At 63.5% G+C, this 26,849-nt stretch carries 29 protein-coding genes, 1 tRNA gene and 2 pseudogenes; 20 read left to right on the top strand and 12 right to left on the bottom strand.

From position 1 onward, the window contains the following. Entirely contained in the window at positions 1–948 is a 948-nt protein-coding gene (locus EBB59_RS01650) for a bifunctional riboflavin kinase/FAD synthetase (RefSeq protein ID WP_122100419.1), read from the bottom strand. A 33-nt stretch (positions 949–981) separates the two neighbouring features. Further along, the gene (gene murJ, locus EBB59_RS01645; protein WP_245978913.1) at positions 982–2,574 is read right to left on the bottom strand and encodes a murein biosynthesis integral membrane protein MurJ; all 1,593 of its coding nucleotides are present in this window, start codon (positions 2,572–2,574) and stop codon (positions 982–984) included. Positions 2,575–2,673: 99 nt separating this feature from the next. Here murJ and rpsT point away from each other — a divergent pair, with 99 nt between their 5' ends. Beyond that, positions 2,674–2,943, top strand: coding sequence for a 30S ribosomal protein S20 (rpsT, locus tag EBB59_RS01640; protein ID WP_122100418.1), 270 nt, complete (start codon positions 2,674–2,676; stop codon positions 2,941–2,943). Positions 2,944–3,142: 199 nt separating this feature from the next. Here the strand turns inward: rpsT and cgtA are convergent, their stop codons facing one another. From cgtA to rplU, 3 genes are all read right to left on the bottom strand, one after another. Next, on the bottom strand, positions 3,143–4,183 hold the full coding sequence (gene cgtA / locus EBB59_RS01635) for an Obg family GTPase CgtA (RefSeq protein ID WP_122100417.1): 1,041 nt from the start codon (positions 4,181–4,183) through the stop codon (positions 3,143–3,145). 117 nt (positions 4,184–4,300) lie between these two features. Next, complete coding sequence (gene rpmA / locus EBB59_RS01630; protein ID WP_122100416.1) at positions 4,301–4,561, bottom strand: 50S ribosomal protein L27; 261 nt, start codon at positions 4,559–4,561, stop codon at positions 4,301–4,303. A gap of 12 nt (positions 4,562–4,573) precedes the next feature. Next, positions 4,574–4,894, bottom strand: coding sequence for a 50S ribosomal protein L21 (gene rplU / locus EBB59_RS01625; RefSeq protein ID WP_122100415.1), 321 nt, complete (start codon positions 4,892–4,894; stop codon positions 4,574–4,576). 235 nt (positions 4,895–5,129) lie between these two features. Between rplU and uvrA the strand changes: the two are divergent. Both uvrA and EBB59_RS01615 read left to right on the top strand, forming a co-directional pair. Continuing rightward, positions 5,130–7,985, top strand: a pseudogene (gene uvrA / locus EBB59_RS01620) (excinuclease ABC subunit UvrA); the annotation flags it as partial. 20 nt (positions 7,986–8,005) lie between these two features. After that, the gene (locus EBB59_RS01615; RefSeq protein ID WP_122100413.1) at positions 8,006–8,431 is read left to right on the top strand and encodes an acyl-CoA thioesterase; all 426 of its coding nucleotides are present in this window, start codon (positions 8,006–8,008) and stop codon (positions 8,429–8,431) included. Positions 8,432–8,458: 27 nt separating this feature from the next. Here EBB59_RS01615 and ggt read toward each other — a convergent pair whose 3' ends face one another. From ggt to rsmD, 5 genes are read right to left on the bottom strand one after another with little or no spacing between them, the layout of a single operon-like run. Continuing rightward, positions 8,459–10,204 (bottom strand): gamma-glutamyltransferase, encoded by a 1,746-nt coding sequence (gene ggt, locus EBB59_RS01610; protein WP_122100412.1) that lies wholly within the window; start codon positions 10,202–10,204, stop codon positions 8,459–8,461. Next, positions 10,201–10,452: a YfhL family 4Fe-4S dicluster ferredoxin gene (locus EBB59_RS01605; protein WP_122100411.1), complete on the bottom strand. Its 252-nt coding sequence runs from the start codon at positions 10,450–10,452 to the stop codon at positions 10,201–10,203. The genes ggt and EBB59_RS01605 overlap by 4 nt, the downstream gene beginning before the upstream one ends. Positions 10,453–10,498: 46 nt before the next feature. Beyond that, complete coding sequence (locus tag EBB59_RS01600; protein ID WP_122100410.1) at positions 10,499–11,002, bottom strand: hypothetical protein; 504 nt, start codon at positions 11,000–11,002, stop codon at positions 10,499–10,501. A gap of 14 nt (positions 11,003–11,016) precedes the next feature. After that, a complete protein-coding gene (gene coaD, locus EBB59_RS01595; protein ID WP_122100409.1) occupies positions 11,017–11,520 on the bottom strand; it encodes a pantetheine-phosphate adenylyltransferase in 504 nt (167 codons plus the stop codon). Between the two features lie 3 nt (positions 11,521–11,523). Then, entirely contained in the window at positions 11,524–12,174 is a 651-nt protein-coding gene (gene rsmD, locus EBB59_RS01590) for a 16S rRNA (guanine(966)-N(2))-methyltransferase RsmD (protein WP_122100408.1), read from the bottom strand. 246 nt (positions 12,175–12,420) lie between these two features. Here rsmD and ftsY point away from each other — a divergent pair. From ftsY to EBB59_RS01570, 4 genes and pseudogenes are all read left to right on the top strand, one after another. Next, a pseudogene (gene ftsY / locus EBB59_RS01585) lies at positions 12,421–13,359 on the top strand (signal recognition particle-docking protein FtsY); the annotation flags it as partial. A gap of 71 nt (positions 13,360–13,430) precedes the next feature. Next, complete coding sequence (locus tag EBB59_RS01580; RefSeq protein WP_211327673.1) at positions 13,431–14,663, top strand: AsmA family protein; 1,233 nt, start codon at positions 13,431–13,433, stop codon at positions 14,661–14,663. 5 nt (positions 14,664–14,668) lie between these two features. Then, on the top strand, positions 14,669–15,760 hold the full coding sequence (gene mutY, locus EBB59_RS01575; RefSeq protein ID WP_122100557.1) for an A/G-specific adenine glycosylase: 1,092 nt from the start codon (positions 14,669–14,671) through the stop codon (positions 15,758–15,760). Further along, on the top strand, positions 15,757–16,032 hold the full coding sequence (locus EBB59_RS01570) for an oxidative damage protection protein (protein ID WP_122100405.1): 276 nt from the start codon (positions 15,757–15,759) through the stop codon (positions 16,030–16,032). Before mutY ends, EBB59_RS01570 begins: the two co-directional genes overlap by 4 nt. A gap of 13 nt (positions 16,033–16,045) precedes the next feature. Here EBB59_RS01570 and EBB59_RS01565 read toward each other — a convergent pair whose 3' ends face one another. Then, entirely contained in the window at positions 16,046–16,483 is a 438-nt protein-coding gene (locus tag EBB59_RS01565) for a DUF6491 family protein (RefSeq protein WP_147455475.1), read from the bottom strand. Between the two features lie 158 nt (positions 16,484–16,641). Between EBB59_RS01565 and EBB59_RS01560 the strand changes: the two genes are divergently transcribed. The 10 genes from EBB59_RS01560 (at position 16,642) to EBB59_RS01520 (ending at position 23,722) form a co-directional block, all read left to right on the top strand. Beyond that, positions 16,642–16,717: transfer RNA gene (locus EBB59_RS01560), tRNA-Phe, on the top strand. A gap of 73 nt (positions 16,718–16,790) precedes the next feature. After that, positions 16,791–17,837 (top strand): tyrosine-type recombinase/integrase, encoded by a 1,047-nt coding sequence (locus tag EBB59_RS01555; RefSeq protein WP_245978906.1) that lies wholly within the window; start codon positions 16,791–16,793, stop codon positions 17,835–17,837. Continuing rightward, positions 17,807–18,196, top strand: a complete 390-nt coding sequence (locus EBB59_RS14140; RefSeq protein ID WP_245978900.1) for a hypothetical protein — start codon at positions 17,807–17,809, stop codon at positions 18,194–18,196. Before EBB59_RS01555 ends, EBB59_RS14140 begins: the two co-directional genes overlap by 31 nt. Before the next feature lie 1,792 nt (positions 18,197–19,988). Next, positions 19,989–20,204, top strand: coding sequence for a plasmid mobilization relaxosome protein MobC (locus tag EBB59_RS01545; protein WP_122100402.1), 216 nt, complete (start codon positions 19,989–19,991; stop codon positions 20,202–20,204). Further along, complete coding sequence (locus EBB59_RS01540; protein WP_122100401.1) at positions 20,195–21,166, top strand: relaxase/mobilization nuclease domain-containing protein; 972 nt, start codon at positions 20,195–20,197, stop codon at positions 21,164–21,166. Before EBB59_RS01545 ends, EBB59_RS01540 begins: the two co-directional genes overlap by 10 nt. A 34-nt stretch (positions 21,167–21,200) precedes the next feature. Next, the gene (virB5, locus tag EBB59_RS01535; RefSeq protein ID WP_122100400.1) at positions 21,201–21,926 is read left to right on the top strand and encodes a P-type DNA transfer protein VirB5; all 726 of its coding nucleotides are present in this window, start codon (positions 21,201–21,203) and stop codon (positions 21,924–21,926) included. A gap of 9 nt (positions 21,927–21,935) precedes the next feature. Next, complete coding sequence (locus EBB59_RS01530) at positions 21,936–22,367, top strand: hypothetical protein (RefSeq protein ID WP_122100399.1); 432 nt, start codon at positions 21,936–21,938, stop codon at positions 22,365–22,367. Beyond that, on the top strand, positions 22,364–22,612 hold the full coding sequence (locus tag EBB59_RS01525) for an EexN family lipoprotein (protein WP_122100398.1): 249 nt from the start codon (positions 22,364–22,366) through the stop codon (positions 22,610–22,612). The genes EBB59_RS01530 and EBB59_RS01525 overlap by 4 nt, the downstream gene beginning before the upstream one ends. A 3-nt stretch (positions 22,613–22,615) precedes the next feature. Beyond that, on the top strand, positions 22,616–22,876 hold the full coding sequence (locus EBB59_RS14135; protein ID WP_245978899.1) for a hypothetical protein: 261 nt from the start codon (positions 22,616–22,618) through the stop codon (positions 22,874–22,876). A gap of 12 nt (positions 22,877–22,888) precedes the next feature. Next, positions 22,889–23,722, top strand: a complete 834-nt coding sequence (locus tag EBB59_RS01520) for a TrbL/VirB6 family protein (RefSeq protein ID WP_281273206.1) — start codon at positions 22,889–22,891, stop codon at positions 23,720–23,722. A gap of 620 nt (positions 23,723–24,342) precedes the next feature. On the opposite strand, the gene EBB59_RS01510 is transcribed toward EBB59_RS01520, so the two are convergent. Next, on the bottom strand, positions 24,343–24,663 hold the full coding sequence (locus tag EBB59_RS01510; RefSeq protein ID WP_122100396.1) for a hypothetical protein: 321 nt from the start codon (positions 24,661–24,663) through the stop codon (positions 24,343–24,345). A 67-nt stretch (positions 24,664–24,730) separates the two neighbouring features. Here EBB59_RS01510 and EBB59_RS01505 point away from each other — a divergent pair, with 67 nt between their 5' ends. From EBB59_RS01505 to EBB59_RS13360, 3 genes are all read left to right on the top strand, one after another. Further along, complete coding sequence (locus tag EBB59_RS01505; protein WP_122100395.1) at positions 24,731–25,000, top strand: ribbon-helix-helix domain-containing protein; 270 nt, start codon at positions 24,731–24,733, stop codon at positions 24,998–25,000. Continuing rightward, positions 24,997–25,308: a type II toxin-antitoxin system RelE/ParE family toxin gene (locus EBB59_RS01500; protein ID WP_122100394.1), complete on the top strand. Its 312-nt coding sequence runs from the start codon at positions 24,997–24,999 to the stop codon at positions 25,306–25,308. Before EBB59_RS01505 ends, EBB59_RS01500 begins: the two co-directional genes overlap by 4 nt. A 964-nt stretch (positions 25,309–26,272) precedes the next feature. Then, a complete protein-coding gene (locus EBB59_RS13360; RefSeq protein ID WP_147455474.1) occupies positions 26,273–26,662 on the top strand; it encodes a hypothetical protein in 390 nt (129 codons plus the stop codon). Positions 26,663–26,849 lie beyond the last annotated feature (187 nt).

Here is a 26,849-nt window from a genome sequence, read left to right as displayed (position 1 = left end):
TCAGGCGCGCCCGTCGGCGCGCGGGTGGTCGAGAATGTGCCGGGCGGCTTCGGCATCCTGCCGCATTTGCACGGTCAATGCGTCCAGCGTGTCGAATTTTTCCTCGTCGCGCAGCTTGGCGACGAACTCCACTTCGATATGGCGACCATACAGATCGCCCTCGAAATCGAACAGATGCGCTTCCAGCAGCGGCTCCACGCCATCCACCGTGGGCCGGGTACCGAAACTCGACACCGAAGGCCAAGGCGCCTCGCCGACACCACGCACCCAGGTGGCGTAGACACCCTGCAACGCGGGTTGCCTCGGGAAGCGCAGGTTGGCGGTGGGGAAACCAAGCGCGCGGCCAAGCTGCCGGCCGCGCACCACCCGCCCGCCAATGGCATAGGGACGGCCGAGCAGCTTTTCCACCCGCGCGAAATCGCCGGCGGACAGCGCCTCGCGGATGGCCGAACTGGACACGCGCTCGCCCGCCACCTTCAGTGGCTCGATGGCGTGCGCGGTGAAGCCATGACGCGCGCCTTCGTCGCGCAGCATCGCCAAGTCGCCACGGCGCCTGTGACCGAAACGGAAATCCGGGCCGACCCAGACCTCGCGCGCCGCCAGCCGCGCCGCCAGCACTTCTTCGATGAAGGTTTCGGCACTCATCGCGGTCATGCTGGCGTTGAAGCGCAGCAGGCCGATGCCGCGCATCCCCGCGCCGCCCATGCCGATGATCTTGTCGCGCGGCAGCATCAGCCGTGGCGGCGGCGCATCCGCCGCGAAGAACTCCCGCGGCAATGGCTCGAAAGCCAGCGCCACCGCCGGCAGACCGAGCACATGCGCGCGCATGGCGGCGTGGCGCAACAATGCCCGATGGCCGAGATGCAGGCCATCGAACGCACCGATGCAGACCACGCTGCCTTCAGGGCACAGCGGCCCACCGGAAGCGTCGCGGAAGAGGAAATTCATGAACTGCCCAGTATACCGGCCAGCACGGCGCGCTCAGTGCCGCAGATGGCGCGGGCGCAGACCCATCGCCACTTGGGCGGCGGCATAAGCCAGCGCGCCGGCCGCGATCGCCAGGAACAGCCACAGCACACGCGGCCAGACGCCGGGCAATTGATTCCATTCGCCCACGTGGTGGCGGATCGCCAGCACCACCGCGCTCATCGCCACGCAGGCGACCAGCAGACGCAGCAGGTAGCCGCCCCACCCCGCCTGCGACCGCAGCAGCCCGCCCCGCCGCAGATAGCGCCATAGCAGCCAGGCATTGACGAAACCGGCCAGCGCGGTCGCCAGGGCGATACCGCCATGCGCCCCTTCCACCTTGTAATGCCACAGTGGCGTGGTGATGGCGATGGTGAACAGCACATTGGCCACCACCGTCCAGATCGCCGCGCGCATCGGCGTTTTGGTGTCCTGGCGGGCATAGAACGCCGGCGACAGCACCTTGCTCAGCATGAAGGCCGGCACGCCCAGGCTCATCGCCGACAGGCTGATCGCCGCCATGCGGGTGTCGTGGGCGGTGAAACGGCCGCCCTGGTACACCACCGAAGTCAACGGCTCGGCCAGCAGCAGCAGGCCAAGCCCCGCGGGCACGCCAATCAGAAGCGACATACGGATCGCCCAATCGAGCGCCGCGGAATAGCCGGCCGCATCGGTGGCGGCATGGCGGCGGGAAAGATGCGGCAGGATCACCGTGCCGATGGCGACCCCGAACAATCCCAGCGGGAATTCGACCAGACGATCGGAAAGGTACAGCCAGGTCTGGCTACCCGTCACCAGCGCCGCCGCGAAACCGGTACCGACCAGCAGGTTGAGCTGCGCCACCGAGGACGAAAACAGCGTCGGCACCATCAGCCTGGCCACCCGGCGCACGTCCGTATTGCCGAAACCCGGCTTGAGCCTCGGCCGCAGACCGAGCCGGCCCAGCGCCGGCCACAACACCGCCAGTTGCAGGATGCCGGCCGCCAGCACCCCCCAGGCCAGCGCCTTTGGACGCAACCCTTCCGGGAACAGCGGGGCGAGAAACAACATGGCCGCGATCACCGTCAGGTTGTGCAGCACCGGCGTCACCGCCGGCAGCGCGAACTTGCCGAAACTGTTCAGCACCGAGGCCACCAGCGCCATCATCGAAATGAAGACCAGATAAGGGAAGGTGATTCGCAGCATGTCGGCGATCAGCGCCATCTGTGCCGGGTCGCCGGCCGCGCCAAAGGCGAAAATCCGCGCCACCCACGGCGCCGCCAGCATGCCGATGCCCGCGACCACGAACACCGCCGCGAACAACGCCCCGGCCATGCGGTCGATGAATTCCTTCAGCGCGGCCTTGTCGCCACGCTCGCGGATTTCGTTCAGCACCGGCACGAAGGCCATCTGCATCGAACCCTCGGCGAATATCCGGCGCAGATAGTTGGGGATGCGGTAGGCCACGACGAAAGCATCCATCGCCGGCGAGGCGCCAAACAAGCGCGATTGCAGCGCATCGCGCACGAAACCGGCGATGCGCGAGAGCATCGTCATCGAGCTGAACGCCGAAATCGACCTCAGCAGACCCGGACTGGCCACCGCCGACTTGCGCCCACCCGCGCTCATCGCTCACCCGTCTTGTTGACGCAGCCCGCTGGACCGGCCATACTTTCCTGTCTCGCGTTCCGCGACCTCATTCTTTCCTGTTTCCTCGAAGGTTCCACCGTGGCCAATATCAAGTCCGCCAAGAAGCGCGCCAAGCAGACCATTGTGCGCAATGCGCGCAACAACAGCCAGCGCTCCATGCTCCGCACCTCGGTCAAGAAGGTACTGAAGGCCCTGCACGCCAACGATGCCGAAGGCGCCGTCGCCGCGTTCGCCGTGGCCCAGCCGCTGCTCGACCGCTTCGCCTCGCGCGGCCTGATTCACAAGAACAAGGCCGCCCGGCATAAAAGCCGCTTGAATGCCCGCATCAAGGCGCTTAAAGCCGCTTGACCCGGCCTGCTCGCCGCCACCGGCGGCGCATGGCGTGAAAACGAAAGCCTCGCGGAGCACGCGAGGTTTTTTAGTGGGTGGAATTCAGAATATTCCACGCACGAGGCCAACCCTGCCCAGCCCCGATGAAAATGGCGGCGGTTTGTTGGTAGTGGAATGAAGCGGGCCGCCGCCCAGTGGCGACATGCCCGCTACCCGCTCAGGCGAGTTCGGCCGCTTCGGCCTCCAAACGCTTCCGCTCGTCGAGGAAAGCTTGCACCTTCAGCATCACCTCACGGGTGCCTTCGTGGGCCAGGCCAGAGACGATGAACCACGGTGCTTGCCAACCCAGTTCCGCGACAGTGCTGTCCGCCTGCGCGCGGGCGTCCTCGGCCGTCAACAGGTCGGCCTTGTTGAACAGCAACCAGCGCGGCTTATCCATCAGACCGGCGTCGAATTTCTCCAATTCGTTCTCGATGGCACGCACCTGATCGGCGGCACGCGCGCCATCTAGCGGCTCAATCTCGACCAGATGCAACAGCAAACCCGTACGCTGGATATGGCGAAGGAACAACGCGCCAAGACCAGCGCCATCGGCCGCACCCTCGATAAGCCCCGGGATATCGGCGATCACGAAGCTGCGATGCGGCTCCACGCTGACCACGCCGAGATTCGGGTAGAGCGTGGTGAAGGGATAATCGGCCACCTTTGGCGTGGCGGCGGAAACCGCGCGGATCAAAGTGGACTTGCCCGCATTGGGGAAGCCCAGCAGGCCGACATCCGCCAGCAACTTCAGCTCCAGCCGCAGCACGCGTTCCTCGCCCGGCGTTCCCGGCGTGGACTGACGCGGCGAACGGTTGATCGAACTCTTGAAGTGCATGTTGCCGAGACCGCCCTTACCCCCCTGCGCCACCAGCAGACGCTCGCCATGGCGGGTCAGGTCGCCGATGACTTCATCGGTGGCGATGTTGACGACCACGGTGCCGACCGGCACGGTAATGACCAGATCGTCACCCGCCTTGCCGTACATCTGCCGCCCCATGCCGTTCTCGCCGCGCTGGGCGCGGAAGAGTTTCTGGTGGCGAAAATCGACCAGCGTGTTGAGATTCTCGTCGGCCAGCAGCCACACGCTGCCGCCATTGCCGCCGTCGCCACCATCGGGGCCGCCCAATGGAATGAACTTCTCGCGGCGGAACCCCACGCAGCCATTGCCGCCGTTGCCGGCGGTCACGGTGATTTCAGCTTCGTCGACGAGTTTCATGCGGGGAAATTCCTGTGCGTTCGGGGCAAGTGTAGCGATGAAGACGCCCCGGCCCGGTCATCGCAAACGAAAAACCCCGCCGAAGCGGGGCTTTCCGCGTGGGAGCGGGTAGACGCCTTACTCGGCGGCGACCACGCTCACGGTACGGCGCTTCTGCGGCCCCTTGATGGAAAACTCCACCGTGCCGTCCTGCAACGCGTACAGGGTGTAGTCGCGGCCGCAGCCCACGCCCGGACCCGGATGGAACTGGGTGCCGCGCTGGCGGATGATGATGTTGCCGGCTTCGATGGCCTGGCCGCCATAGATCTTGACGCCCAGGTATTTCGGGTTGGAGTCGCGGCCGTTGCGCGAGGAACCTACGCCTTTTTTGTGTGCCATGACTGCTTCTCCTTACTTCTTGTCGCCACCGGCGATGCCGGTGATCTCGATTTCGGTGTAGTGCTGACGGTGGCCCATCTGCTTGCGGTGGTGCTTGCGGCGGCGGAACTTGACGATCCTCACCTTGTCGGCGCGGCCGTGGCCCACCACCTTGGCCGAAACGGCGGCGCCCTTCAGCGCATCGCCCAGTTTCACGCCCTCGCCATCGCCCAGCATCAGGACGTTGTCGAACTTGATCTCGCTGCCGGCTTCGACATCGAGTTTCTCGACGCGGAGCTTTTCGCCCTGCATCACGCGGTATTGCTTACCGCCAGTTACCAGTACTGCGTACATTGCCATCTTCCTTTGTCGTTATCGTGGCTTCAGCCGCCCGCTGGCGGACTGAACCGGCGATTATAGCCACTTGACGGCCGGAAGTCAGTCCCTGCGGGGAATGCCGGCCCGGCGCGCAGCCGGCTTGCAAAACCGGCCCGCCGTCGCCATCTGAATCGCGGGCAAAGTCATCGGTTGCCCGTTCTCCCCCGCCCGCTTAGGCTGGCCGATCGCCTGCCGTAAGGAACCCCCGCCCGTGGCATTGGACACCATCCGCATCCGTGGCGCACGGACGCACAACCTCAAGAACTTCGACCTCGACCTGCCGCGCGACAAGCTGATCGTGATCACCGGCCTGTCCGGTTCCGGCAAATCCTCGCTGGCCTTCGACACCATCTATGCCGAAGGCCAGCGCCGCTACGTGGAATCGCTCTCGGCCTACGCTCGGCAATTCCTTTCGGTGATGGAAAAACCCGACCTCGATCACATCGAGGGGCTTTCGCCGGCGATCTCCATCGAGCAGAAATCGACCAGCCACAACCCGCGCTCGACCGTCGGCACGATCACCGAGGTCTACGACTATCTGCGCCTGCTCTACGCCCGTGTCGGCATCCCGCGCTGCCCGGATCACCACTTTCCGCTGGAAGCGCAGACGGTCAGCCAGATGGTGGATCAGGTGTTGGCGCTGGCCGGCGATCCCGGGTCGTCCGGGCAGCGTTTCATGCTGTTGGCGCCGGTGGTGCGCGAGCGCAAGGGCGAGCATGCGCAGGTGTTCGAACAATTGCGCGCACAGGGCTACGTGCGCGTGCGGGTGGACGGCGATCTGCACGAAATCGACGCCGTACCGCCACTGGCGCTGCGCCAGAAGCACACCATCGAGGCGGTGATCGACCGCTTCAAGGTGCGCGAGGACATGCAGCAAAGGCTGGCCGAATCCTTCGAAACCGCATTGAAGCTGGGCGAAGGCATGGCCATCGTGCGGTCGTTGGACGATGCCCGGGCCGAGCCGCTGCTGTTTTCCTCGAAATACTCCTGCCCGGTCTGCGATTACGCCCTGCCCGAACTGGAACCGCGCCTGTTCTCGTTCAACGCGCCGATGGGCGCCTGCGAAACCTGCGACGGTCTCGGCGTGGCGCAGTTCTTCGACCCGGCCCGGGTGGTGACGCACCCGGAGCTTTCGCTCGCCGCCGGCGCGGTGCGTGGCTGGGATCGCCGCAACACCTATTACTTCCAGATGTTGCAATCGCTGGCCAAGCACTATGGCTTCAAGGTCGATACGCCATGGCAGGCACTGCCGGAATACATCCGGCAAGCGGTGCTGCACGGCAGTGGCGAGGAAAACATCGCTTTCACCTACCTCAACGACGCGGGCAGCCGCACCACGCGCAAGCACCGCTTCGAGGGCATCATCCCGAACCTGGAGCGGCGTTACCGCGATACCGAATCCAACGCGGTACGCGAGGAACTGGCGAAGTACATCAGCGAGCGCCCCTGCCCCGATTGCAACGGCGCACGCCTCAACCGCGCCGCGCGCAACGTGTTCGTCGGCGAGCGGCCGATCCACGAAGTCACCCAGCAGCCGATCGACGAGGCGCTGGCGTTCTTCTCCACGCTCAAGCTACCGGGCTGGCGCGGCGAGATCGCCGCCAAGATCGTCAAGGAAATCGGCGAGCGGCTCGGCTTTCTGGTCGATGTCGGCCTGGATTACCTGACGCTGGAGCGCAAGGCCGACACGCTGTCCGGCGGCGAGGCGCAACGCATCCGCCTGGCCTCCCAGATCGGCGCCGGGCTGGTCGGCGTGATGTACGTACTGGACGAACCCAGCATCGGCCTGCACCAGCGCGACAACGAGCGCCTGCTCGGCACCCTCACCCGTCTGCGCGACCTCGGCAACACGGTGATCGTGGTCGAGCACGACGAGGATGCGATACGCCTGGCCGATCACGTGGTCGACATCGGCCCCGGCGCCGGCGTGCACGGTGGCGAGGTGATCGCCCAGGGTGACGTGAAAGCGATCATCGCCTCCGAGCGCTCGCTCACCGGCGACTATCTCTCCGGCCGCAAGGCGATCGAGATTCCGGCCAAACGCCACGCGCCCAGCAAGAAGTTCATGCTCAAGCTGAAGGGCGCCAGCGGTAACAACCTGAGGAACGTCGACCTGGAAATTCCCGCCGGCCTGATGACCGCCATCACCGGCGTCTCCGGCTCGGGCAAGTCCACGCTGATCAACGACACGCTGTATGCGTTGGCCGCCAACGAAATCAACGGCGCCTCGCACACGCCGGCGGCGCACAAGGAAATCAAGGGGCTCGACCTGTTCGACAAGGTGGTGGACATCGACCAATCACCGATCGGGCGCACGCCACGCTCCAACCCGGCCACCTACACCGGCCTGTTCACGCCATTGCGCGAGCTGTTCTCCCAGGTGCCGGAAGCGCGCGCGCGCGGCTACGCGCCAGGCCGCTTCAGCTTCAACGTGCGAGGCGGCCGCTGCGAAGCCTGCCAGGGCGATGGCCTGATCAAGGTGGAAATGCACTTTCTGCCCGATGTCTACGTGCCCTGCGACGTCTGCGGCGGCAAGCGCTACAACCGCGAGACATTGGAAATCGTTTACAAGGGCCACAGCATCCATGACGTACTGGAAATGACGGTCGAAGACGCCGCCAAGCTGTTCGAGAACGTGCCGGCGATCAGCCGCAAACTCGACACGCTGATCGACGTGGGCCTGGCCTACATCAAGCTCGGCCAGTCAGCAACCACGCTCTCGGGCGGCGAGGCGCAGCGCGTCAAGTTATCGAAAGAACTCTCGCGCCGCGACACCGGGCGCACGCTGTACATCCTCGACGAGCCGACCACCGGCCTGCACTTCGCCGACATCGAGCATCTGCTCACCGTACTGCACCGCCTGCGCGACGAAGGCAATACGGTCGTCGTCATCGAACACAATCTCGACGTCATCAAGACCGCCGACTGGATCGTCGACCTCGGCCCCGAGGGCGGCCATCGCGGCGGCGAGATCATCGCCACCGGCACGCCGGAAACCCTCGCCCAACTGCCGCATTCGCATACCGGCCGCTTCCTCGCCAAGCAGATGGAAGAGGACGCCCGCCGCGCCAAACACAGGAAAAACGCATGAACGACGCCACGCCCGCCCACTGCTACCGGATGGAACTCAGCCCGCGCTGGGGCGACCTCGACGCGATGAACCACGTCAACAACGCCACCTATCTACGTTACCTGGAGGAAGCGCGCATCCAGTGGCTGAACGACCAGGACACCGCCTGGTTCGACGCCGACAACGCCCCCGTGCTGGCCTCGGCGACGGTCAACTACCGGATGCCCATCGAATACCCCTCGCGCATCGCCATCGAACTGTTCGCCCTGCGCATCGGCACCAGCAGCCTGACCATCGGCCATCGCATCCTCGATGCAGGCAACGGCGCGCTGCATGGCGACGGCCACGTCGTGGTGGTCTGGATCGATCGTGGGAGCGGCAAATCCTCGCCCTTGCCGGAAGGCATCCGCAGAGCGGCGGAGAAGATCGCACGGGCGGAATGACCGGCGCGGCATCGCGCAAGCGCCGGCTCAACGCGACGCCTTCGCCCTGACCTCACCCTTGCCGACCGGGTTGCGCGGGTCGCTGCCGGCCCGCATCGCGCCATCGCGCTTGTCGTATTCGACGGCTTGCAGGTTGCCCCAGGCATCCGAGGAACGCTGGCCCTGCACCTCGCCCGGCACGATCACCGTATGACCCATCGCCCGCAACCTGGCGACGGTATCGGCGGATAACGCCTGTTTCTCGATGCCGATGGCATCCGGCAACCATTGGTGATGGAAGCGCGGCAAGGCGGCGACTTCCTGTGCGCTGAGCCCGGCATCGAAACCGAGAATGCCGATCAGCACCATGGTGATGATGCGGCTGCCGCCGGGCGTGCCGAGCACCGCCACCCGGTCCTTCGATTCCATGAAGGTCGGCGTCATCGAACTCAGCATGCGCTTGCCCGGGCGCGGCGCGTTGGCCTCGTAGCCCATCACCCCGAAGGCATTGGGCGTACCGGGCTTGAGCGCGAAATCGTCCATCTCGTTGTTGAGCAACACCCCGGTGCCGGGCGGGATCAGGCCGGAACCATAGAGCAGGTTGACCGTCTGGGTGCCGCCGACACGATTGCCATCGGCATCGATGATGGAAAAATGCGTGGTTTCGGGGTGCTCGTCGAAAGGCGTGGGCACGCCGGGCAGCAAGCGGCTGGGCGTGGCCTGGGCGGGGTTGATGGTGCTGCGCAGGCCGGCGGCGTAGTACGGCGAGAGCAACGTCCGCTGCGGAACATGGGTGAAATCCGGATCGCCCAGGTAGAAGGTACGGTCGTGGTAGGCGCGGCGCATCGCCTCGACGACCAGATGCGTCCGCGCGGCCTCGTCCATCGCGCGCAAGTCCCACGGCGAGAGCATCTGCAACATTTCCGCCAGCGCGATGCCGCCAGAGGACGGCGGCGGCGCGGTGACGATCCGCCAGCCGCGCCAGTCGAAGCGGATCGGCTCGCGCTCCCTGACCGCGTAGCCGGCCAGTTCCCCGGCCGTCCAGCGGCCGCCTTCACGCTTGACCGCATCGAGGATGCGACGCGCGGTGACGCCACGATAGAACCCGTCGAAGCCCTTGTCGGCCAGCAGTTGCAGCGTGCGCGCCAGATCGGGCTGGCGCAGGAGGTCGCCCTCGGCCAGCGGCTTGCCGTTCTTCAGGAACACCGCACGGGTGCCGGGATAACGCTCCATCACCTCGCGGCGTTCCACATAGCCCTTCACCAGCCGGCCATACATCGGGAAACCGTCGCGGGCGATGCGGATCGCCGGCCGCAACGAATCCTTCAACGGCAGCCGGCCGTATTTCTCCGCCATGTGCACCAGCGCCGCCGGCAGGCCGGGGATGCCGGCCGACCACGGGCCATTCACCGAACGGTCGCGATCAAGCTCGCCTTTTTCGTCGAGAAAGGCTTCCGGCGTGGCGCTGGCCGGCGCGGTTTCGCGCGCGTCGATGAAGACATCGCGCCCGCTCTTCGCCTCGTGCAGCAGGAAAAAGCCACCGCCACCGATGCCGGAACTGATCGGCTCCACCACCGAAAGCGTGGCGGAGACCGCGACCGCCGCATCGAAGGCGTTGCCGCCCCCGGCGAGGGTTTCGAAGCCGGCATCGGTCGCCAACGCGTGGGCCGAGGCGATTGCCGCGCCCCGCGGCGCGACGCCACGCGACGCCTCGCGCGCCTCGGCGCCGGCAACCACGAACAGCAGCGCCAGCACGAGCCAGGCGCGGCGCGCGGGCGCGAAAAATCCCATCATGCGGCGTTCTCCAGCCGGTTGAGCTTGGCAAGCAGTTGTTGCTCGCTTTCGACGTGCTCCGGGTCGTTCTCGATACATTCCACCGGGCAGACGATCACGCACTGCGGCTCGTCGAAATGCCCCACGCACTCGGTGCAAAGCGCGGGGTCGATGACGTACACGGCTTCCCCCTGAGAAATCGCCTGGTTCGGGCATGCCGGCTCGCAGACATCGCAGTTGATGCAGGTATCGAGGATTTTGAGGGACATCTCGACCTCCCGCGTCCGCCCGGGCGGACGCAGGCCGGATCGCCACTTACTTGGCGGTGGAAACGAATACGTAGTTGAGGCCGGCCGGGGCGACGGCGGCGGACACGCGATCCTTGTCGGCCGGGTTGCCGACGAAGACCACCTTGACCTCCTTCATCGTGTTCGGCTTGACGTCCTTGAAGGCTTCGACTACCAGATCGGCCAGTTGGGTCGAGGACGAGACCGGCGAGCCGAACATCAGCATGTTGCCGCCGATGATGCCGCGCGACAGATCCATCTGCACGCGTTCCAGCAGGCGGTCGTACTCGCCCTGGAAATCCTCGCTCGACGCGGCGGGCAGGAAGTAGGCGAACGGCGCGTTGGAAACGCCATCCATGTTGGCTTCGGCCACCGAACCGAGATAGCTCTGCCAGGAGGCGCGATCCTCCCCGGCGGGCACGGCGGCCGGCGCGGCGACGGCTTCGGCCGACTGTGCCTCTTCCTTCTTGCAGGCGGCCAGCGACAGGGCGGCCAGGCAAGCGGCCAGGAGCACGCGATGGGTGTGTTTCATGGGATTCCCCCGTATCAGGACGTTTGTGGGTGACGCTGCCTTTCGGCCTGCAGCGCGGCGGCCACCGCTGGCGGCACGAAAGCGGAAACATCCCCGCCCAGGCGGGAAATCTCGCGTACCAGCGAAGATGAGATGAAGCCGTATTTCTCGGCCGGCGTCAGGAACAACGTTTCCACCTCGGGGATGAGATGGCGGTTCATGCTCGCCAGTTGGAACTCGTATTCGAAATCGGAGACCGCGCGCAGGCCGCGAATCAACACCCCGGCGCCGGTCTCGCGGACGAAATGCGCCAGCAGGGTATCGAAGCCGCGCACCTCGACGTTGCCGATGCCCGCCAGCGCCTCTCGCGCCAATTCGACCCGGCGTTGCAGCGAGAACGCCGGGCCTTTGCCGGAGCTGTCGGCCACGCCCACCACCAGTCGCTCGAACAGCGGCGCGGCGCGCTGAACGAGATCGACGTGCCCAGAAGTAATCGGGTCGAAAGTACCGGGATAGATGGCGATCCGCTGTCGTGGCATCAGTCAGGGCCGGGCCGTGGGGGTCATTTCGGGGAGTGTAGCAGCGCCCTCCCCGCGCCGGTAAAGGCGGTAGGCCACCTCGCGGGTGACGCCCTCGCGGTGCGGACGCCACCCGCCAGGCGTCACCGGCGGCGGCAAGGCCAGCGGCATTTCGACATAGAGCATGGCAACGGCATCCATCAGCGGCCCCACCCCGGCCAATGCCGCCTGCCAGAGATCCCCGGCGAACGGGGGATCGACGAAAGCGATGTCGTAGCGACGCCCCTCGCCCGCCGCCCGCCGCAGCCAGGCCAGCGCATCGCCATGCACGACTTCGACCACACCGGCGCCCGGCAAACGCGCCCTGGCTTCGCCGAGCGCGCGCGCCAGTGCCGCATCGCGCTCGACCAGCGTGGCCGACGCCGCCCCGCGCGAAATCGCTTCGAGCCCCAACACGCCGCTGCCGGCGAAAAGATCCAGCACGCGCGCGCCCGGCAGCCAGGGCATCAGCCAGTTGAACAGCGTCTCGCGGACGCGATCGGAAGTCGGCCGCAGGCCGTCGACATCCGGCACCGCCAGCCGGCTACCGCACCATTGCCCGCCGATGATCCGCACCGCGCCGGGCCGGCCAGCGGCGGGCGGATGGCCTATTGGCGAGCGTCGCGGTTTCGTCATGGGGTGGAAAGGTCCGGTGCTAACATGCGCGCATTGTCCGCTACCCGACCGCGCATGGTTAACTGGTTCTGGCGCAAGAAGCCCGCCGAGAGCGAAAAACCCGCCGAACAGCCGCCTTCCGCCCCCCCACAGGCGGGGCCTGAAACCGCACCAGAACCCGCCACGACGCCGACCGGCGTGGAGCCGGCGAACACGACGCTGCTCGAACCCGCCCCGGTTGCCGGCGGCGATGACGAATACGCCAACGCCATACCCGCCGCCCCGGCCGGAAAATCCGGATGGCGCGACCGGCTGAAGGGCAGCGGCTTCGCCCGCACCTTCGGCGGGCTGTTCTCGCGCAACCCCAAACTCGACGATGACCTGCTGGAAGAAATCGAAACCGCGCTGCTCACCGCCGATGTCGGCGTCAAAGCCACCACGGCACTGATCGACGAGCTGCGCGCGCGGATGAACCGGCGCGAATTCGCCGACGCCAATGCCCTGCTCGACGCACTCCGCGGCGACCTGGTGGAGATGCTGCGGCCGGTCGCGCGACCGCTGCTCATCGACCACGGCGTCAAGCCCTTCGTGATCGTCACCATCGGCGTCAACGGTGCCGGCAAGACCACCACCATCGGCAAGCTGGCGCGCAAGTTCCGCGACGAGAACCGCAGCCTGATGCTGGCCGCCGGCGACACCTTCCGCGCCGCCGCCGTCGCCCAGTTGCAGGCGTGGGGCGAGCGCAATGGCGTCACCGTGGTCGGCCAGGGCCAGGATGCCGATGCCGCCGCGGTGGCCTTCGACGCCTACACCTCGGCCAGGGCGCGCGGCAGCGACATCCTGATCGCCGATACCGCCGGCCGACTGCACACCCAGAGCGGGCTGATGGAAGAACTCGCCAAGATCGTGCGCGTGCTCGGCAAGCACGGCGACGGCATCCCGCACGAAGTTCTAATGGTGATCGACGGCACCACCGGCCAGAACGCGATCTCGCAGGTCCGCGCCTTCAATGCCAAGGTGCCGGTGACGGGCCTGGTAGTCACCAAACTCGACGGCACGGCGAAGGGGGGCGTGGTGTTCGCATTGGCGCGCGAGTTCGGCATACCGATCCGCTGGGCCGGCATTGGCGAGCGCCCGGAAGACCTGCGCGTATTCGACCCCGAAGCCTTCGTGGACGCGCTGCTGCCGGAGTCGCTCGGACAATGAGCCGGGCAGCGGCGGCCCGGGACGAACCATCGCCGTCCCGGCCGCAGCACAAACGAGGCCGGCGGCGGGCGTTGGCGCTGCCGCTGGCCCTGGCCATCGTCTTCGCCATCGCCCTGGGCATCGCGCTGCGGCCGCAATTCGCCACCGGCGTGATTCTCGACCAGGCCGGTCGCGCGCTCGGTCTCGAAATCACCGCCAACGGCCCGGCCGAGTACGGCATCCTCGGCACTCCACGCATCGTCCTGCGCGATGTCCATGCGCGGCAGCCGGGCGCGATGCGCGAACTGCTGGCGGTCGAACGGCTTTATCTTTCCGTGCCCTGGCGGACGCTGACAAGCCGTGGCGCAACCCCCGACATCGAACGCATCGAGCTGGATGCACCGAAGCTCGACCTCTCCGCGCTTGCCCAATGGCGCAAGAGCCAGCCCCCTTCCACGCAAACCCGGCTGCCCACGCTGGAGCGCGGCCTACGCGTGACAGGCGGTGAAGTGATCGGCGAAGGCTGGCGCCTGGACGGCATTGGCATCGACAGCGCGCATCTGGCCCCGAAGCAAGCGTTTGCAGCCCGCCTGCGCGGCCGATACAGCGGCAACGCACTGCGCCTGCCCTTCGACCTGCAACTGAAACTCTCTCGCCCCGAATCACCCGCCGCGTTCGGGCTGGCGGGGCGGGTCGAACCGCAATCCGGCGACTGGCGATTGCCCACCTACCTGCGATTGTCCGCCCCGCTGCGCTGGGGCGATGACGGCCTGCATCTTGCGCCGGCCAGGATCGGCGCACGGCTGCGATACGAAAATGGCGACGAGCCGATTCCGTTCTCCATCGGCCTATATGGCCCGGTGCGGATTTCCACCGAAGGTCTCGCCTGGCCCCGACTGGCGCTGGCGCTGCGCGGCAACGGCCCGATCCCACGATTGGAAGGCACCGGCCAGCTGAATCTTGGCGAACGCCTCGCGCTGGCGCTCGATGGCCATGTCGCCGAATGGCCGCGGGCCTGGCCGGCACCGCCCGCACCGCTCTCCACCTCGCGCTCGCCGCTGCGCTTCGTGCTCGGCTACGACGGCGCGCCCGGCCTTGGCGAAGTGATCGCCCTGCGCCTGCAACGCGACGCCGCCCATTTCGACAGCCGGCTGCGTCTGCACGAAATGCTGGCCTGGCGCGATACCGCGCAAACCGGCTCGCCCCTGCCGCCACTCGATGGCCGCCTGAGCATCCCCCGGCTGGAAATCGACGGCGCGGTGCTCGAAGGCGTGGAAGTCGACATCGACGACCCCGGCATTGCGCCGCTGAAACCGTCGAAATGATCCCCATGGAATCTCCGCCCACCGAAGCGAACGGTGGCGACTTCTTCGCCGCCCGCCTGCTGGACTGGTTCGATGCCCATGGCCGCCATGACCTGCCGTGGATGCACCCGCGCACGCCATATCGCACATGGCTTTCTGAAATCATGCTGCAACAGACCCAGGTGGCGACGGTCATTCCTTATTTCCTGCGCTTCGTCACCGCTCTGCCCGAGCTGCCCACGCTCGCCGTCACCGCCCCGGATGAAGTGCTGGCGCTGTGGTCGGGGCTGGGCTACTACAGCCGCGCGCGCAATCTGCATGCCGCCGCCAAGTGCTGCATGGCGGCGCACGGCGGCGACTTGCCCCGCGATTTCACCGCCCTACTCGCCCTGCCCGGCATCGGCCGCAGCACCGCCGGCGCGATCCTCGCCCAAGCCTGGGGCGAGCGCTTCCCGATCCTCGATGGCAACGTCAAACGCGTATTGACAAGGCTTTACGGCATCGATGGCTGGCCCACCGCGCCGGCGGTGGAGAAACGACTGTGGGCGCTGGCCGAAGCCGCCCTGCCGTCATCGCCCGCCACACGGCCGCGCATGGCCGATTACACACAGGCGCAGATGGATCTCGGCGCCACCGTCTGCACCCGCGCGCGGCCCCGCTGCGATGAGTGTCCATTCACCGATACCTGCGTGGCGAAACGAGAATCGCGCACCAGCGAGCTACCGACATCGCGCCCGAAAAAAATCATCCCCCAGCGCGAAACCCGCATGTTGTGGCTGCGCGACATCGAAGGCCGCACGCTGCTGGCGCGACGACCGACCAGTGGTATCTGGGCCTCGTTGTGGTCGCTGCCGGAGGCCGACGACCAGGACGGCATCGACCGCTTGGTTGCGCGCCATGCCCACGCCAGCGAAATGCCCCGTGGCGAGGCATTACCCCCGATCGAACACGCCTTCACCCATTTTCGCCTGCGTATCCGACCATGGCGGCTGGATGGCATCGCGCCACGCGCGCGGGTCGGCGACAATGACGACCTGCGCTGGGTCGCGCCGGAAGCATTCGCCGCACTCGGCATCCCCGCCCCGGTACGCAAGCTGATCGAGGAAAACACACCATGAGCCGCACCGTCTTTTGCCAACGCGAGCAGCGCGAAACCGAGGGCCTGGATTTCGTACCCTGGCCGGGCGAGCTCGGCAAACGGGTATTCGCCCACATCGGCAAACCCGCCTGGGCCGCGTGGCTGGCACACCAGACCATGCTGATCAACGAAAACCGGCTATCGCCGATGAACCCCGAGCACCGCGCCCTGCTGGAACGCGAGATGGAGAAATTCCTCTTCGGCGATGGCGCCGAGAAGCCCGCCGGATACGTGCCTGAAAGCGGCGGCTGAAGCCCCGCTCCCGTCAGTGCGATTTCCCGGCCCCGGCCTTCTCCCCGGCGCGAACGGCCTTCAGATCGACCGGCCGAATCTCACGGATCGGACAACGCATGTCGGGCTGCGAAGACGAAGTGACCGCATCGAAATTCACGCTCAATTGCCCCATCTGCGATGTGACGAGCAGCACCGGCGATGCGGCGTCGTAACGCAGGCAGGGCGGCGACACCCTGAGCAGCCAGTTGCGACTCGACCCCTGCATCAACAGGACGTGCTCGTCGTCGATCACGTCGAAGCCCGTACTGCTCGTGTAATAGGAAATGCTGCTCACCGGCTTGCCCGCGTGCGCCAGATAACGCGCCAACCTGTCGGTGTCGCTCTCGCGCGGCATGCCGGCGCACGACGACAAAGCGACGAGGGCGAGCATCGCCGCGGACAGAGGGAGGAATCGTGGCGACATCTTCATCTTCCGGCTCCGAGGCTAGGATTTCCCGGCATGATGCGCCCGTCGACAATCATTTCGGAAGCCGGGCGACGCCCGTACTCAAGCGCCATTCATTGCACCCCATTGCCAGCGACAAAATGAATGGGTAAGATGCGCGGCTCGCTTCCAGCGAAACCGATGGCCGGGTAGCTCAGTTGGTAGAGCAGGGGATTGAAAATCCCCGTGTCGGGGGTTCGATTCCCTCCCCGGCCACCATGTAAATCAAGTGGTTACAAAGCCCGCGCACGTCGTGGGTTTTTCATGGGTACACCTCCGGAACGGAAGCCCCATGGCCACCATCGTCAAGACACCCTCCGGCACCTGGAAAGCGGTCATCCGCAAGCAGGGCTGGCCGACCGCATCCAAGACCTTCCGCACCAAGCGCGACGCCGAGGACTGGTCGCGGCGAGCCGAAGACGAAAGGGTGCGTGGCGTGTACATCGATCGGACGAGCGCCGAGCGGCTGACCTTCGGCAAGGCGCTGGATCGCTACCTGTCCAAGGTGACGCCGACCAAGAAGCCCAGCACGCAGGCGGCCGAACGGAAGAAGGCCGAGGCCTTGCGGGACTTTTTTGGCGACTATTCGCTGGCAGCGATCAGCCCGGATCTGATTGCAAACTATCGGGACGAGCGCTTGGAAACGCCCCGCACCGTCCGGGAGGGCAAGAAGCGGGTCAGGAAGCCTGACGCCGGCACCCTCAGCGCCAACACCGTGCGTCTTGAACTGGCGTTGATGAGCCATCTCTACACCACGGCCATTCGGGAATGGCGGCTGGGCCTCATCCTCAATCCGGTAGCGAACGTCCGCAAGCCATCGCCAGGGGACGGCCGGGATCGGCGGCTGTCCGAGGACGAGGAGCGTGCGCTGTGCGCCAGGATCCAGACACACTCCAACCCCATGCTCGGCTGGATATTCACAATCGCGATCGAGACCGGCATGCGCTCGAGCGAGATCGCAGGCCTTCGTCTGAATCAGGTGGATCTGAAACGGCGCGTGGTGCGCCTGGCGATGACCAAGAACGATAGTGCCCGGACTGTCCCGCTCACGCAGGTGGCAACCAATGCGTTCGTTGAGGCAGTTGCCAATCCGACTCGGCCGGAGGATTGCAAGCTGGTGTTCTTCGGCGAACCGGGGCGCGACGGTGTGCGCAAACCCTATGCGTTCAACAAGACCTGGCATGACATCAAGACGGAGCTTGGCATCCAGGATCTACGATTCCACGATCTTCGCCCGAGGCGGTCAGCAGGCTTGTCGAGGCGGGCTTCAGCGACCAGGAGGTGTCGGCGATCAGCGGGCACAAGTCCATGCAGATGCTCAAGCGGTACACACATCTGAGGGCCGCGGATCTGGTCTCGAAGCTGGACAATCTGCCGGGAGTTGCCAAGGTCGAGGCGAAAGCCGAAGTTCCGACGGCACGAAGAATGCGACAGAGGAGGTTGCTTGATATGGGGAATTACACCTATGAGATGGTCGTCAAGTATGAGGTTGCGCGCGACCTGCTCAATGGCCGCATTACGACGATTTCGGAGCAGATCGCCGAGGAAGAAGCCAGAGCCGTGCCGGACACCCAACTCATCGAGCAGTTGGAGGAGCTGATGACCGCCATTGGTGCGTCGATTTCCGAGTTGGACGTTACCGACGAAGCTCGCCTCGATGCCGTGATTGCCGCCCATTCGAAGTCAATGGATATGTGAGAGGTGTGCGCAAATTCGACACTTTTGGACTGCCCAATTTCAGCAAGAATGAGTTACAAAATTGCATGAAATGGCTAAGCCAAATTTGGTAAAAATTTCTTTTATTTCAATGTGTTGCAAACTACGCCCGGATGCGTAGCCTAGCTTCGCGCGAAGGTTAATATGACGAGTGATATTCCTGCTCGCAGACCCGCCAAGGGCAATTTGCGTCCCAAGATTCGTTGCTTCGACGAAACAGGATACGGGCTCCAAAACAGCCCTGACAGCCAGGAACAGGCACTGGCTACCGCGCACGACCTTCACCTTCCAAAGGTGCGCACAGCATGCAGAATCCAGCCACTGCGCCTGGCCATCGGGCCAGCGCTACGTTTTCGACCTCGGTTGATCCATCTCTAAGCCCTACCCTGCTTCAACGTTACGGTCCGCTGATGACCCTGCAGCAGATTGCAGAATTGCTGGACAGGTCGCCTGCAGGTATCAGGGGCGGCTTGTACGCCGACAACGAAACATCCGCGCTGCTTGCTCCCGCAAAGATCAAGATCGGGCGACGCCTTTACTTTCGTACGGCAGTGGTTGGGGAGGCCCTAGATTCCTTGGGCGCGACAGCGAACCGGGCCGCGGTGGCTGGATGAACCATGATCAGTCAAAGACTGCCGGAGGAACGCGTCGAGGGCATTAGACGTGCACCTCGAAGGGAAGCGTACGAGAACCTTCCTCGGTCGCTGATTCGGGACAGCAGGATCTCATATCGGGCTTTGGGAGTGCTTACCAGGCTGCTGTCGAATGCGGACAACTTTCGCATGTCTTCTACAGCCCTGGCTCATGAGCGGAAGGAAGGTCGAGAAGCGGTTCGAGCTGCACTACGAGAGTTAGAAGCCGCAGGCTACATCATGCGGGAGAAGCGGCAGAACAGTCGAGGTCAATGGTCGACTGTCATGGTTGTATCCGAGACTCCACAGCCCTCCTCTGCAACTGGCGGAGGATCACAGTCTGCTGATTTCCGGGCGTCGGTTTCCCGGTCCCCGGATAACCGGTCGCCGGTTTCTCGGGCGCTAAAAAGCAGTACTACTAACGATCATTGCCAAAAGACTACTACTACAGATGTGGCGAGCCTTGTTCCACCCAGCTCGCTGTCTGATGCGGATGGTCGCTTTGCGGTGGCAATGGTTTCGGATTCAGTCCGCGATGCGCTGCTGGCGCAGCAACTGCTGGATGTGTTGGACGAAGCCAACTCTAAAGGACGAATCAAACGCCCGTGGCCGAACTACCTCCACGGACTGATCTCAAGTGCCACCGCTGGAAGCTTTAATCCGGCAGCAGGGAAGTCCGTTGCTGAACGTAGGCGTCCGCAGCCATCTCTCCGTGAAAAGATTGGCCTCCCGCCTCCAGAGAGAGTTGCCTCAAGAGAGACAGCTGATGCGGCCATCGACGCGGCCAGGAGGACTCTCGGCCTTCGGGTCGGAGGCGCGACGTGAGCAAGGGCATTGTTCTGAGCGTAAGGATTCCTGTCGAGCTGAAAGCCGAATGGGAAGCGCATTGTCGATCCAGGAACCAATCACCGAGCCATGCGATTCGCATGGTTATCCGACATCTGTTGAAGCATGGAAATAAATAAGAACCGGCTCGAATTTCCGCGCATGATCCAGATGAATCCAGAGCAAGAATCGAGCTTCGCCTGACTCTATCCGAGCGTGAGTTCATCGAGCGCATTGCGGAGCATGTAGGCACGTCACCAAACAAGTGGACCTCATATCTTGTTCGGGCGCACATCGCGCATGAGCCTCAGTTCGGAATGCACGAATTACAGGCAGTTGGGGAGTCGAACAATCAGCTGCGGGCCATAGGACGGAACCTCAACCAAATTGCGTTGATGCTGAATCGCGGCGAGCAGGCCGGAGATCTATCGGCAGTTGTTGCCCGGCTGGTCAATGAGATCAATCAGCACACTGAGAAGGTGCATGCCGTCATTCGCTCCAACCTTGAGCGGTGGAGGGTCACATGGCGGTGATCGTCGATGGTGTTTTGCAGGATTGGGGTGAGCGGCTGTTCTATCGAACGCCTCGCAAGGGCCGCAGATGCGTCACTGTCACCGGCACCAAGATCGTCAAGGATCAGGGGCCGGGTGCCGTGGTTCGTTCTCCTCGCGTCTTGAAGTCTGCGATCAAGGCAGTTGCCAGGAAAGCGCCGGAAGTGATGGTCAAGATCTCCGGCGCCGGCAAGGGCGTGGCGCAGTTACGCGCCCATCTTGAGTACATCTCCCGCAATGGGAAGCTGTCCTTGGAAACCGATGACGGTCAGCAGGTAGAAGGCAGATCGGCAGCTCGCGATCTGGCTGAAGAATGGAAACACGGCCTGTTCGGTATGCCGGAGGAAGGCAGGAGGCGGGAGAGTTTGAACATCGTCCTGTCGATGCCTCCTGGCACGGATCGTGATGCAGTACGAGCGGCAGCGTCGGAGTTCGCCAGGAAGCAGTTCGGCAATGATCGCCCCTATGCCTTCGTGGCTCACCACGACGAGAAGCACCCTCACGTCCATCTTTGCGTCAAGGTGCTCGGTCGGGACGGAACGCGCCTGAACCCCCGGAAGGCGGATCTACCGCTTTGGCGGGAACAGTTCGCGGAATCTCTGCAGGCTAACGGGGTTGATGCGAGCGCCACGCCTCGGATGTCGCGTGGAACGCGACGAAAGACGGTCAGCCAGGCGCGCTATCACCGCAAGGGGATCGAAGCCGGGCAGGCGCAGGAAAGGAAGGTCTATCCCAGCGAGGAATCGCAGCTAGCCAGCTACGCCATGTTGGCGAAGCAACTTGCCGCCACCGATAGCGGGGCCGGCTTTGCCCTTGATATCACACGTGTTGCCAGCCGCATGGCGGGTGTCCAGGAACGCTTGAAAGCGAATCAGCCTCGGAACACTCCTCGAGAGCGTATCCCCACCAAGAACCAAGAGGAACCGGGCCAAGAGCGTGGCTGACCGGTAGCCACACAACCCCAGCGAGGAGAGAAAAATGAAGCGCGCAGTATTCCTGATTGCTTTCGGCGTTGCCACGATGGCTGACAGCGGTCATATGTCGGCATCGGGCATCCCAGTCATCGACGTGACGAAGATCGTGAACGACACACAGAACCAGTCGGTGAGCGTCGCCATGTACATCGAGATGATCAATCAGTACAAGACGCAGATTGACCAGATGAAGCAGCAGTACGACTCGCTCACTGGCAGTCGCGGCTTGGGGATGATCCTCAACAATCCGGAGCTGCGCGATTACCTGCCTGCGGAATGGCGGGAGGTCTACAGCAGCATCAACAACGGCGGCTACCAGGGTCTGAGCGGCGCGGCAAAGGCGATCCTCGATGCCAATGGGCTGCTCAATGCCTGTGAGAAGCAGTCCAGCGCCAACAAGGGCTTCTGTGAGCGTCAGCTGGCCAAGGCCGCGCAGGACAAAGCCTATGCCTTGCAAGCGTTCGACATGGCCCAGGATCGGTGGAGCCAGATCCAGTCCCTCATGGGGCAGATCAACAGCACTACCGACCCGAAGGCGATTGCGGAGCTGCAGGCCCGGATCAACGCCGAACAAGCGGCAATCCAGAACGAGCATACCAAGCTGCAGATGTTCCAGATGCTCGCCCAAGTGGAGGAACGGTTGATCGAACAGCGGCAGCGGGAAGTCAATTCACGAGATCTCGCGCGACGCGGCTACGTCAAGCCGGCACCGGTCGATTTCGGGAACTGAGAAGGTGCCATGAACATGATCTACGGAATCATCCTCATGCCATCCGCGCTTTCGATCTGCGTCATCGCCATGTACTGGCGATCGCTTGCCCGCATTGGCTTCGTCGGTGAGGTTGTCGGGCGAGCTCCCAACATGCTGATCTTTGATTTGATGGCGATCTACGCTGCCTTGATGGTGGGCTATTGGAGCCTCCATGCATGGACGGGACATGCCTTGACCGTATTCCCATCAGCGCCACAGACGGATGCCGGGACGCTATTGGCCGCACTGGCCTGCTTCTTCGCCCTGGTGATGATCCTTCGGCTCAACGCCGGCGACAGGTTCACGACACCGACTGTTGCAGGAATCAGAGAAGCAGCGGTCAGATCGTTACTCACGCTTCGCATTATCGACCACGCCGAGGATGTATTCCGGAGCAGGGTTGCGAGGAGAAATGTATGAAATTGCTCATTGCGCCCATGCTTATGGCGATCGCATTGGCGGCCTGTTCTGAAGCCGAGCCGCGATCGGTTGAGTGGTTCACGGAGAACGGAACCGATCGTGAAGCTGTCCTGGCCGATTGCGCCAGGCACGCAGTTCCAAGTTCCATCGAATGCATGAATGCGCAGAAAGCAAAGGACTCGCTCGCCCTGAAGCGGCGCGGGTACGTCAGGCCTGAACCTGTCGATTTCAGCAAGGAGAAATGAGCCATGCCTGATCCTGGAATCTTCCAGTTCATCGGCGAGTCCGTCGATGCGGCCCTGATCTCATTCGTCATGGCAACGGCAGCGGAGGTGATCGCAGCCATTATGCCAATTGCCACGTTGGGCGTGACGATCTATTTCGCGATCATGGGCCACATGATGATCGCCGGGCGCCTGCAAAATCCGGCTGGCGCAGTCATGATCCAAAGCGTCAAGTTCCTCGCTATCTCGGCGCTGGCGCTGTCTGTCAGCGGATACAACACCTAGGTTGTCGATGTTATCCGCGGTCTGGAGGATGGATTGGCATCCGCCTTCTCCAGAACGGCGACAGGATCGCCCATGTCGGTCTATGCCACGATCGACACGACGCTTGGCCAGGGATGGGACATAGCGGCCGACCTATGGGAACAAGCAGGCGACCGAGGGCTCACCGAGAGCCCAATGGCGATTGGAGAGTACGTCAATGCCATCGCTATCGGCATTGCCACCTTGATCGTTGGCCTCCCTGCTGGCGCCATGATCGTGGTCGCCAAAGCCACCTTGCCCCTGCTTCTCGGAATCGGCCCCCTATTCGTCATGTGCCTGATGTTCCCGGTGACAGCCAAATGGTTCGAGCAGTGGTTCGCCCAAGTCATGACAGCCATCATGACTATCGCCCTGGTGGCAGCCGTGGCCGCGTTCATGATGAAGATCTTTGCGGCCTTCATTGGAACGGTGGACATTACTGGCGAGCAGAACACGCTGTTCACGGCCTTGTCGCTTAGCGTGCTCTCCATCGTCATCCTGCTGCTTCTGTACCGCGTGGGCGGGCTGGCGGCAGGCTTGGCCGGTGGCATGTCTGCGGCGGCCATCACCTTCGGCCAGATGGCGGCAGGCGCCGCATCGGTGGCACGCATGCCGGGGCGGCTGGGGCGTGGCGCCAACGACATGCTGAACCCGGTATCCAACCGCCTTGACCCTAGAACGGGCCTTCAAACTTCTTCCAGGCGGCTGGAGCATGTGGCAATGGGACGCTCGGTATTCGTTCCGAATCCTGCTTATCGGAACGCCTTGCAGGAGCGCCTGAAATCGACACTGCCATCCAAGAACACCGTCAAGGAGGGGAAGCAATAATGACGAAGCACGAGGGTGCCTGTAAGCGCCGCAGAAAAGCTAGGGGCACAGGAGAGGCCCATAGCTTCGGCTATCGGTTTGATCCCAAGAAAGGGGTCGTGATCTGTCAGATTGCGGAGTCGGTGACAAAGGAGGGATGGCAGGAAATCGAGGAACTGATCCAGTTCTTCAGATGCTTTGCCCCAGGCTTGGACAGCTTCCATGTCGAACTAAGACGATAGAAGTCCCGGCTACCTCCATTCCTAGATCGCGACGACCAGCTTCTGCCGCTCCTGCAGGAACGCTAGGTAGGCGGCGTCCTCGTCGGGCTGCTCATATGTGGTCACAGTTGTCCCTTTGGGCCATTTTCTCATGAGAAAGCCTATCCTCCCGCCGACCACCCTGCAAACCCGCTTTTCAAGACCGTCCTGCACAAGGGCGGTTTTTTTTCGTACGTACGAAAGGGAAAAGAGGAGGAGGACTATTGCAGGATAGGCTGTCGCCGGTATGTGTCACACAGTGATGGGAGCGGTCCGTGATAAGCCGGCTTAGCCCGTGATGAAGCACGCGCCGGGCTGGGCATCTATGGGGATGCCCTACGACCGGCGCGGCTCAAAGTGGAAGAACTATCGGAATGGGGGCTAGTCGAAGTGGCGCCGATAGAGCAGCTCTCCACAACGCTTGCTTACAGCCGTGAACAGGAACGCTGCCGAGGCGATCATTCCCAAGTACGCGGAGACGACCAAGCCAAGCCAGGAAAGAGCTTCGTTGGAGCCAATCGCCTCAACATAGAGCGGCCAGATCTGTGCGAGGAAGTAGGCAGTGAGCGAGGAGGCAAATACGCCGAGGCCACCCAATACCGCCAGTTGCCAAGCCTTCAGGTCCTTGAAGGCTCGTGCCTTGAAAGGCTTCCTTTTTGTTGGCTGCTCCCCTTGCCTGTCGTGCCGATGCGGATCGTTCATCGTTGCCTCCTTCTTGCCGGCTGCGGTAGAGTAGGATTAAATCCCATTAGGTTCTTGGAGGCTCGCCATGCGATCAACCCGGCAGCTGAGTATCACGCTTCCCAACGAGATGGCCGATCTGGTCAAGGCTAAGGTCGCGGCGGGCGAGTACGCGACAGAGAGCGAGGTTGTCCGGGATGGCCTGCGCACGCTGCTGGCCCGCGACCGGGCGATGGAGGCGTGGTTGCGTGAGCAGGTGGTGCCGGCGGCTCAGGCCTTGAAGGCCGACCCGGAGCGTGCCCTGTCGGTTGGCCAGGCTCGCGAGCAGTTGGCAGAGAAGCGTCGGCGCCGCGCGTGAGCTTCCGGGTCGAGTTCGCACCCGAGGCGATCGCCCAGCTCGCCGCGATCGAGGAATACATCATCAGTGCCGGGGCGACGTTTGCAGCCATCCGCTACATCGATGCCATCGTGGCCTATTGCGAGGGGCTGGAGACGTTCCCGGAGCGGGGAACAAAGCGAGACGATCTTTTCCAAGGTCTTCGGATTACCAACTACCGTGGCGCCGCCGTGATCGCGTTCCTAGTGGACGCCGAACGGGAAGTGGTGTCGATCCTCGGCGTGTTCTACGGTGGCCAGGACTACGAAGGGGCGTGGCGCGATTCCTGAGGTACACCACAGGTACAGTGCGCAGTTTTCGCGCACTTCTTCAGGCTACGCTAACCTACTGTTTCACAACTGCTTTTGACTTCCAGGTACTACGCTGGACTTCGCCAAACAATCAATAAGTTATTGATTCCAAAGAAATTGAAAATCCCCGTGTCGGGGGTTCGATTCCCTCCCCGGCCACCATCCAGGTGGTTGGCATTGCGCCGAAACATCCAAAAAGCCCGCAGAAATGCGGGCTTTTTGCTCTCCGGCATCCACCGCTGTCCGGGGCTGCCTCCAGTGCTATCCAGCAATTCCGGCCGCCGACCATGTCGGTAACACGACGCCCGTCCGAGCAGTTACCGCCACGCCGCTGGCGATATCGCCATCCGCGAGGCCAAGCCCGCGACCCAGCCCATCAAGCCCACCAATGGAAGCCAGCCAGACCTGCCGCTGCCCCCGGCAACGCATCCCGGTGGCACTGAGCCACCGCCCCACTCACCGGCAAACGCGCACGCCTGTGCCTCGATGACTATCCGAGGCCGGCGCGTGTTGTCCACCTTAAAGCAGCATGACGGCATTGCCGGGCATGGGCATGGGCATGGGCATGGGAAAGATAACGAAGCACGAGACCGGCCAACGTTTGCGGTAGACGCACGTAATGGATCGTAAGGTCTGCCCACCCAGGATCACTGCACTGCCTTGCCCCCGGCCACCCACAACATCAGGCGCAGGCGTTGACCACGACTTCGAAGCAGCCGAGCTGCGACCAATGCCAGGGCCTCTGATAGAAACGGCTTATGGTTCATCGACTCGACCTTGCCATGCCGCTGCTCAGGAAGTTACGGGGAGACGCCAAACATCGGCGATGGTTTTCGCGCCGGAAAGCCACCTGACCGACCAATATCTCCCACGCCATTCATTTCGGAATCGAACTGTAGCGCGAATACAAGGCCCTGTTCCAGGTAATCAACGGCGCCATACCGTGAACGGCTACCGTGGCGGTTATTTCAAAAATTCCGCCCACCATTCAATTAATCAACAGTTGCGCCGGCAACTTCCTGGACGGGCTCCGCCCACTCATCAGCCATTAATGGCTTCCGTAACGCAACAACCATGTTCGCCAACGGAATATGGGCTATTTATATATTCTCCATTTAATTGGCAGCACGCACCCACTGTTCGGATAAAGTTTATCACGAAGCCGCTGAGAGCCTGCGTCAAGAACATCAATATGAAAATTCTATTAAAGAAGAATTTCTGTCCATTCGATATTGACAACGGTGCGAGCATCCTGCACGCCGCCCTCTTCTTTGCGGTGGATGCCAATGAAATCCGGCCCTATCAAGACCGGAACGACACCCCTCCCCCATGACAGCGTACCCAAGCAATAGCCAACACCAATAACCCAAGGCTGCATATCGGACAGTTGCCGCCTGTTGGTCAACAGTCTCAAGTGTTATTCAAGCACCACCTATCGCTCATTGACGGCTGGCATCGAGCACCGCGCCTATCCGGTACGACCGACCTACACCCGGTACAAAACCCATGCCCTGGATTTC

Origin of the sequence: Solilutibacter pythonis, assembly GCF_003697345.1 — a bacterium.
GTDB lineage: Bacteria > Pseudomonadota > Gammaproteobacteria > Xanthomonadales > Xanthomonadaceae > Solilutibacter > Solilutibacter pythonis.
Note: the sequence above shows the minus strand (reverse complement) of the source record. Positions and strands in the feature narration are given on the sequence as shown.

Coding starts and splice junctions, on each gene's coding strand:
- EBB59_RS01600 (WP_122100410.1), bottom strand. CDS start 11,002: ATGAAACACACCCATCGCGTGCTCCTGGCCGCTTGCCTGGCCGCCCTG.
- EBB59_RS01545 (WP_122100402.1), top strand. CDS start 19,989: ATGCACGAATTACAGGCAGTTGGGGAGTCGAACAATCAGCTGCGGGCC.
- EBB59_RS01540 (WP_122100401.1), top strand. CDS start 20,195: ATGGCGGTGATCGTCGATGGTGTTTTGCAGGATTGGGGTGAGCGGCTG.
- EBB59_RS01570 (WP_122100405.1), top strand. CDS start 15,757: ATGAGCCGCACCGTCTTTTGCCAACGCGAGCAGCGCGAAACCGAGGGC.
- EBB59_RS01525 (WP_122100398.1), top strand. CDS start 22,364: ATGAAATTGCTCATTGCGCCCATGCTTATGGCGATCGCATTGGCGGCC.
- coaD (WP_122100409.1), bottom strand. CDS start 11,520: ATGCCACGACAGCGGATCGCCATCTATCCCGGTACTTTCGACCCGATT.
- EBB59_RS01615 (WP_122100413.1), top strand. CDS start 8,006: ATGAACGACGCCACGCCCGCCCACTGCTACCGGATGGAACTCAGCCCG.
- virB5 (WP_122100400.1), top strand. CDS start 21,201: ATGAAGCGCGCAGTATTCCTGATTGCTTTCGGCGTTGCCACGATGGCT.
- mutY (WP_122100557.1), top strand. CDS start 14,669: ATGGAATCTCCGCCCACCGAAGCGAACGGTGGCGACTTCTTCGCCGCC.
- EBB59_RS01565 (WP_147455475.1), bottom strand. CDS start 16,483: ATGAAGATGTCGCCACGATTCCTCCCTCTGTCCGCGGCGATGCTCGCC.
- EBB59_RS14135 (WP_245978899.1), top strand. CDS start 22,616: ATGCCTGATCCTGGAATCTTCCAGTTCATCGGCGAGTCCGTCGATGCG.
- rsmD (WP_122100408.1), bottom strand. CDS start 12,174: ATGACGAAACCGCGACGCTCGCCAATAGGCCATCCGCCCGCCGCTGGC.
- EBB59_RS01555 (WP_245978906.1), top strand. CDS start 16,791: ATGGCCACCATCGTCAAGACACCCTCCGGCACCTGGAAAGCGGTCATC.
- EBB59_RS01505 (WP_122100395.1), top strand. CDS start 24,731: ATGCGATCAACCCGGCAGCTGAGTATCACGCTTCCCAACGAGATGGCC.
- EBB59_RS01650 (WP_122100419.1), bottom strand. CDS start 948: ATGAATTTCCTCTTCCGCGACGCTTCCGGTGGGCCGCTGTGCCCTGAA.
- rpmA (WP_122100416.1), bottom strand. CDS start 4,561: ATGGCACACAAAAAAGGCGTAGGTTCCTCGCGCAACGGCCGCGACTCC.
- EBB59_RS01530 (WP_122100399.1), top strand. CDS start 21,936: ATGAACATGATCTACGGAATCATCCTCATGCCATCCGCGCTTTCGATC.
- EBB59_RS01510 (WP_122100396.1), bottom strand. CDS start 24,663: ATGAACGATCCGCATCGGCACGACAGGCAAGGGGAGCAGCCAACAAAA.
- murJ (WP_245978913.1), bottom strand. CDS start 2,574: ATGAGCGCGGGTGGGCGCAAGTCGGCGGTGGCCAGTCCGGGTCTGCTG.
- ggt (WP_122100412.1), bottom strand. CDS start 10,204: ATGATGGGATTTTTCGCGCCCGCGCGCCGCGCCTGGCTCGTGCTGGCG.
- EBB59_RS01605 (WP_122100411.1), bottom strand. CDS start 10,452: ATGTCCCTCAAAATCCTCGATACCTGCATCAACTGCGATGTCTGCGAG.
- cgtA (WP_122100417.1), bottom strand. CDS start 4,183: ATGAAACTCGTCGACGAAGCTGAAATCACCGTGACCGCCGGCAACGGC.
- EBB59_RS14140 (WP_245978900.1), top strand. CDS start 17,807: ATGCAGATGCTCAAGCGGTACACACATCTGAGGGCCGCGGATCTGGTC.
- rplU (WP_122100415.1), bottom strand. CDS start 4,894: ATGTACGCAGTACTGGTAACTGGCGGTAAGCAATACCGCGTGATGCAG.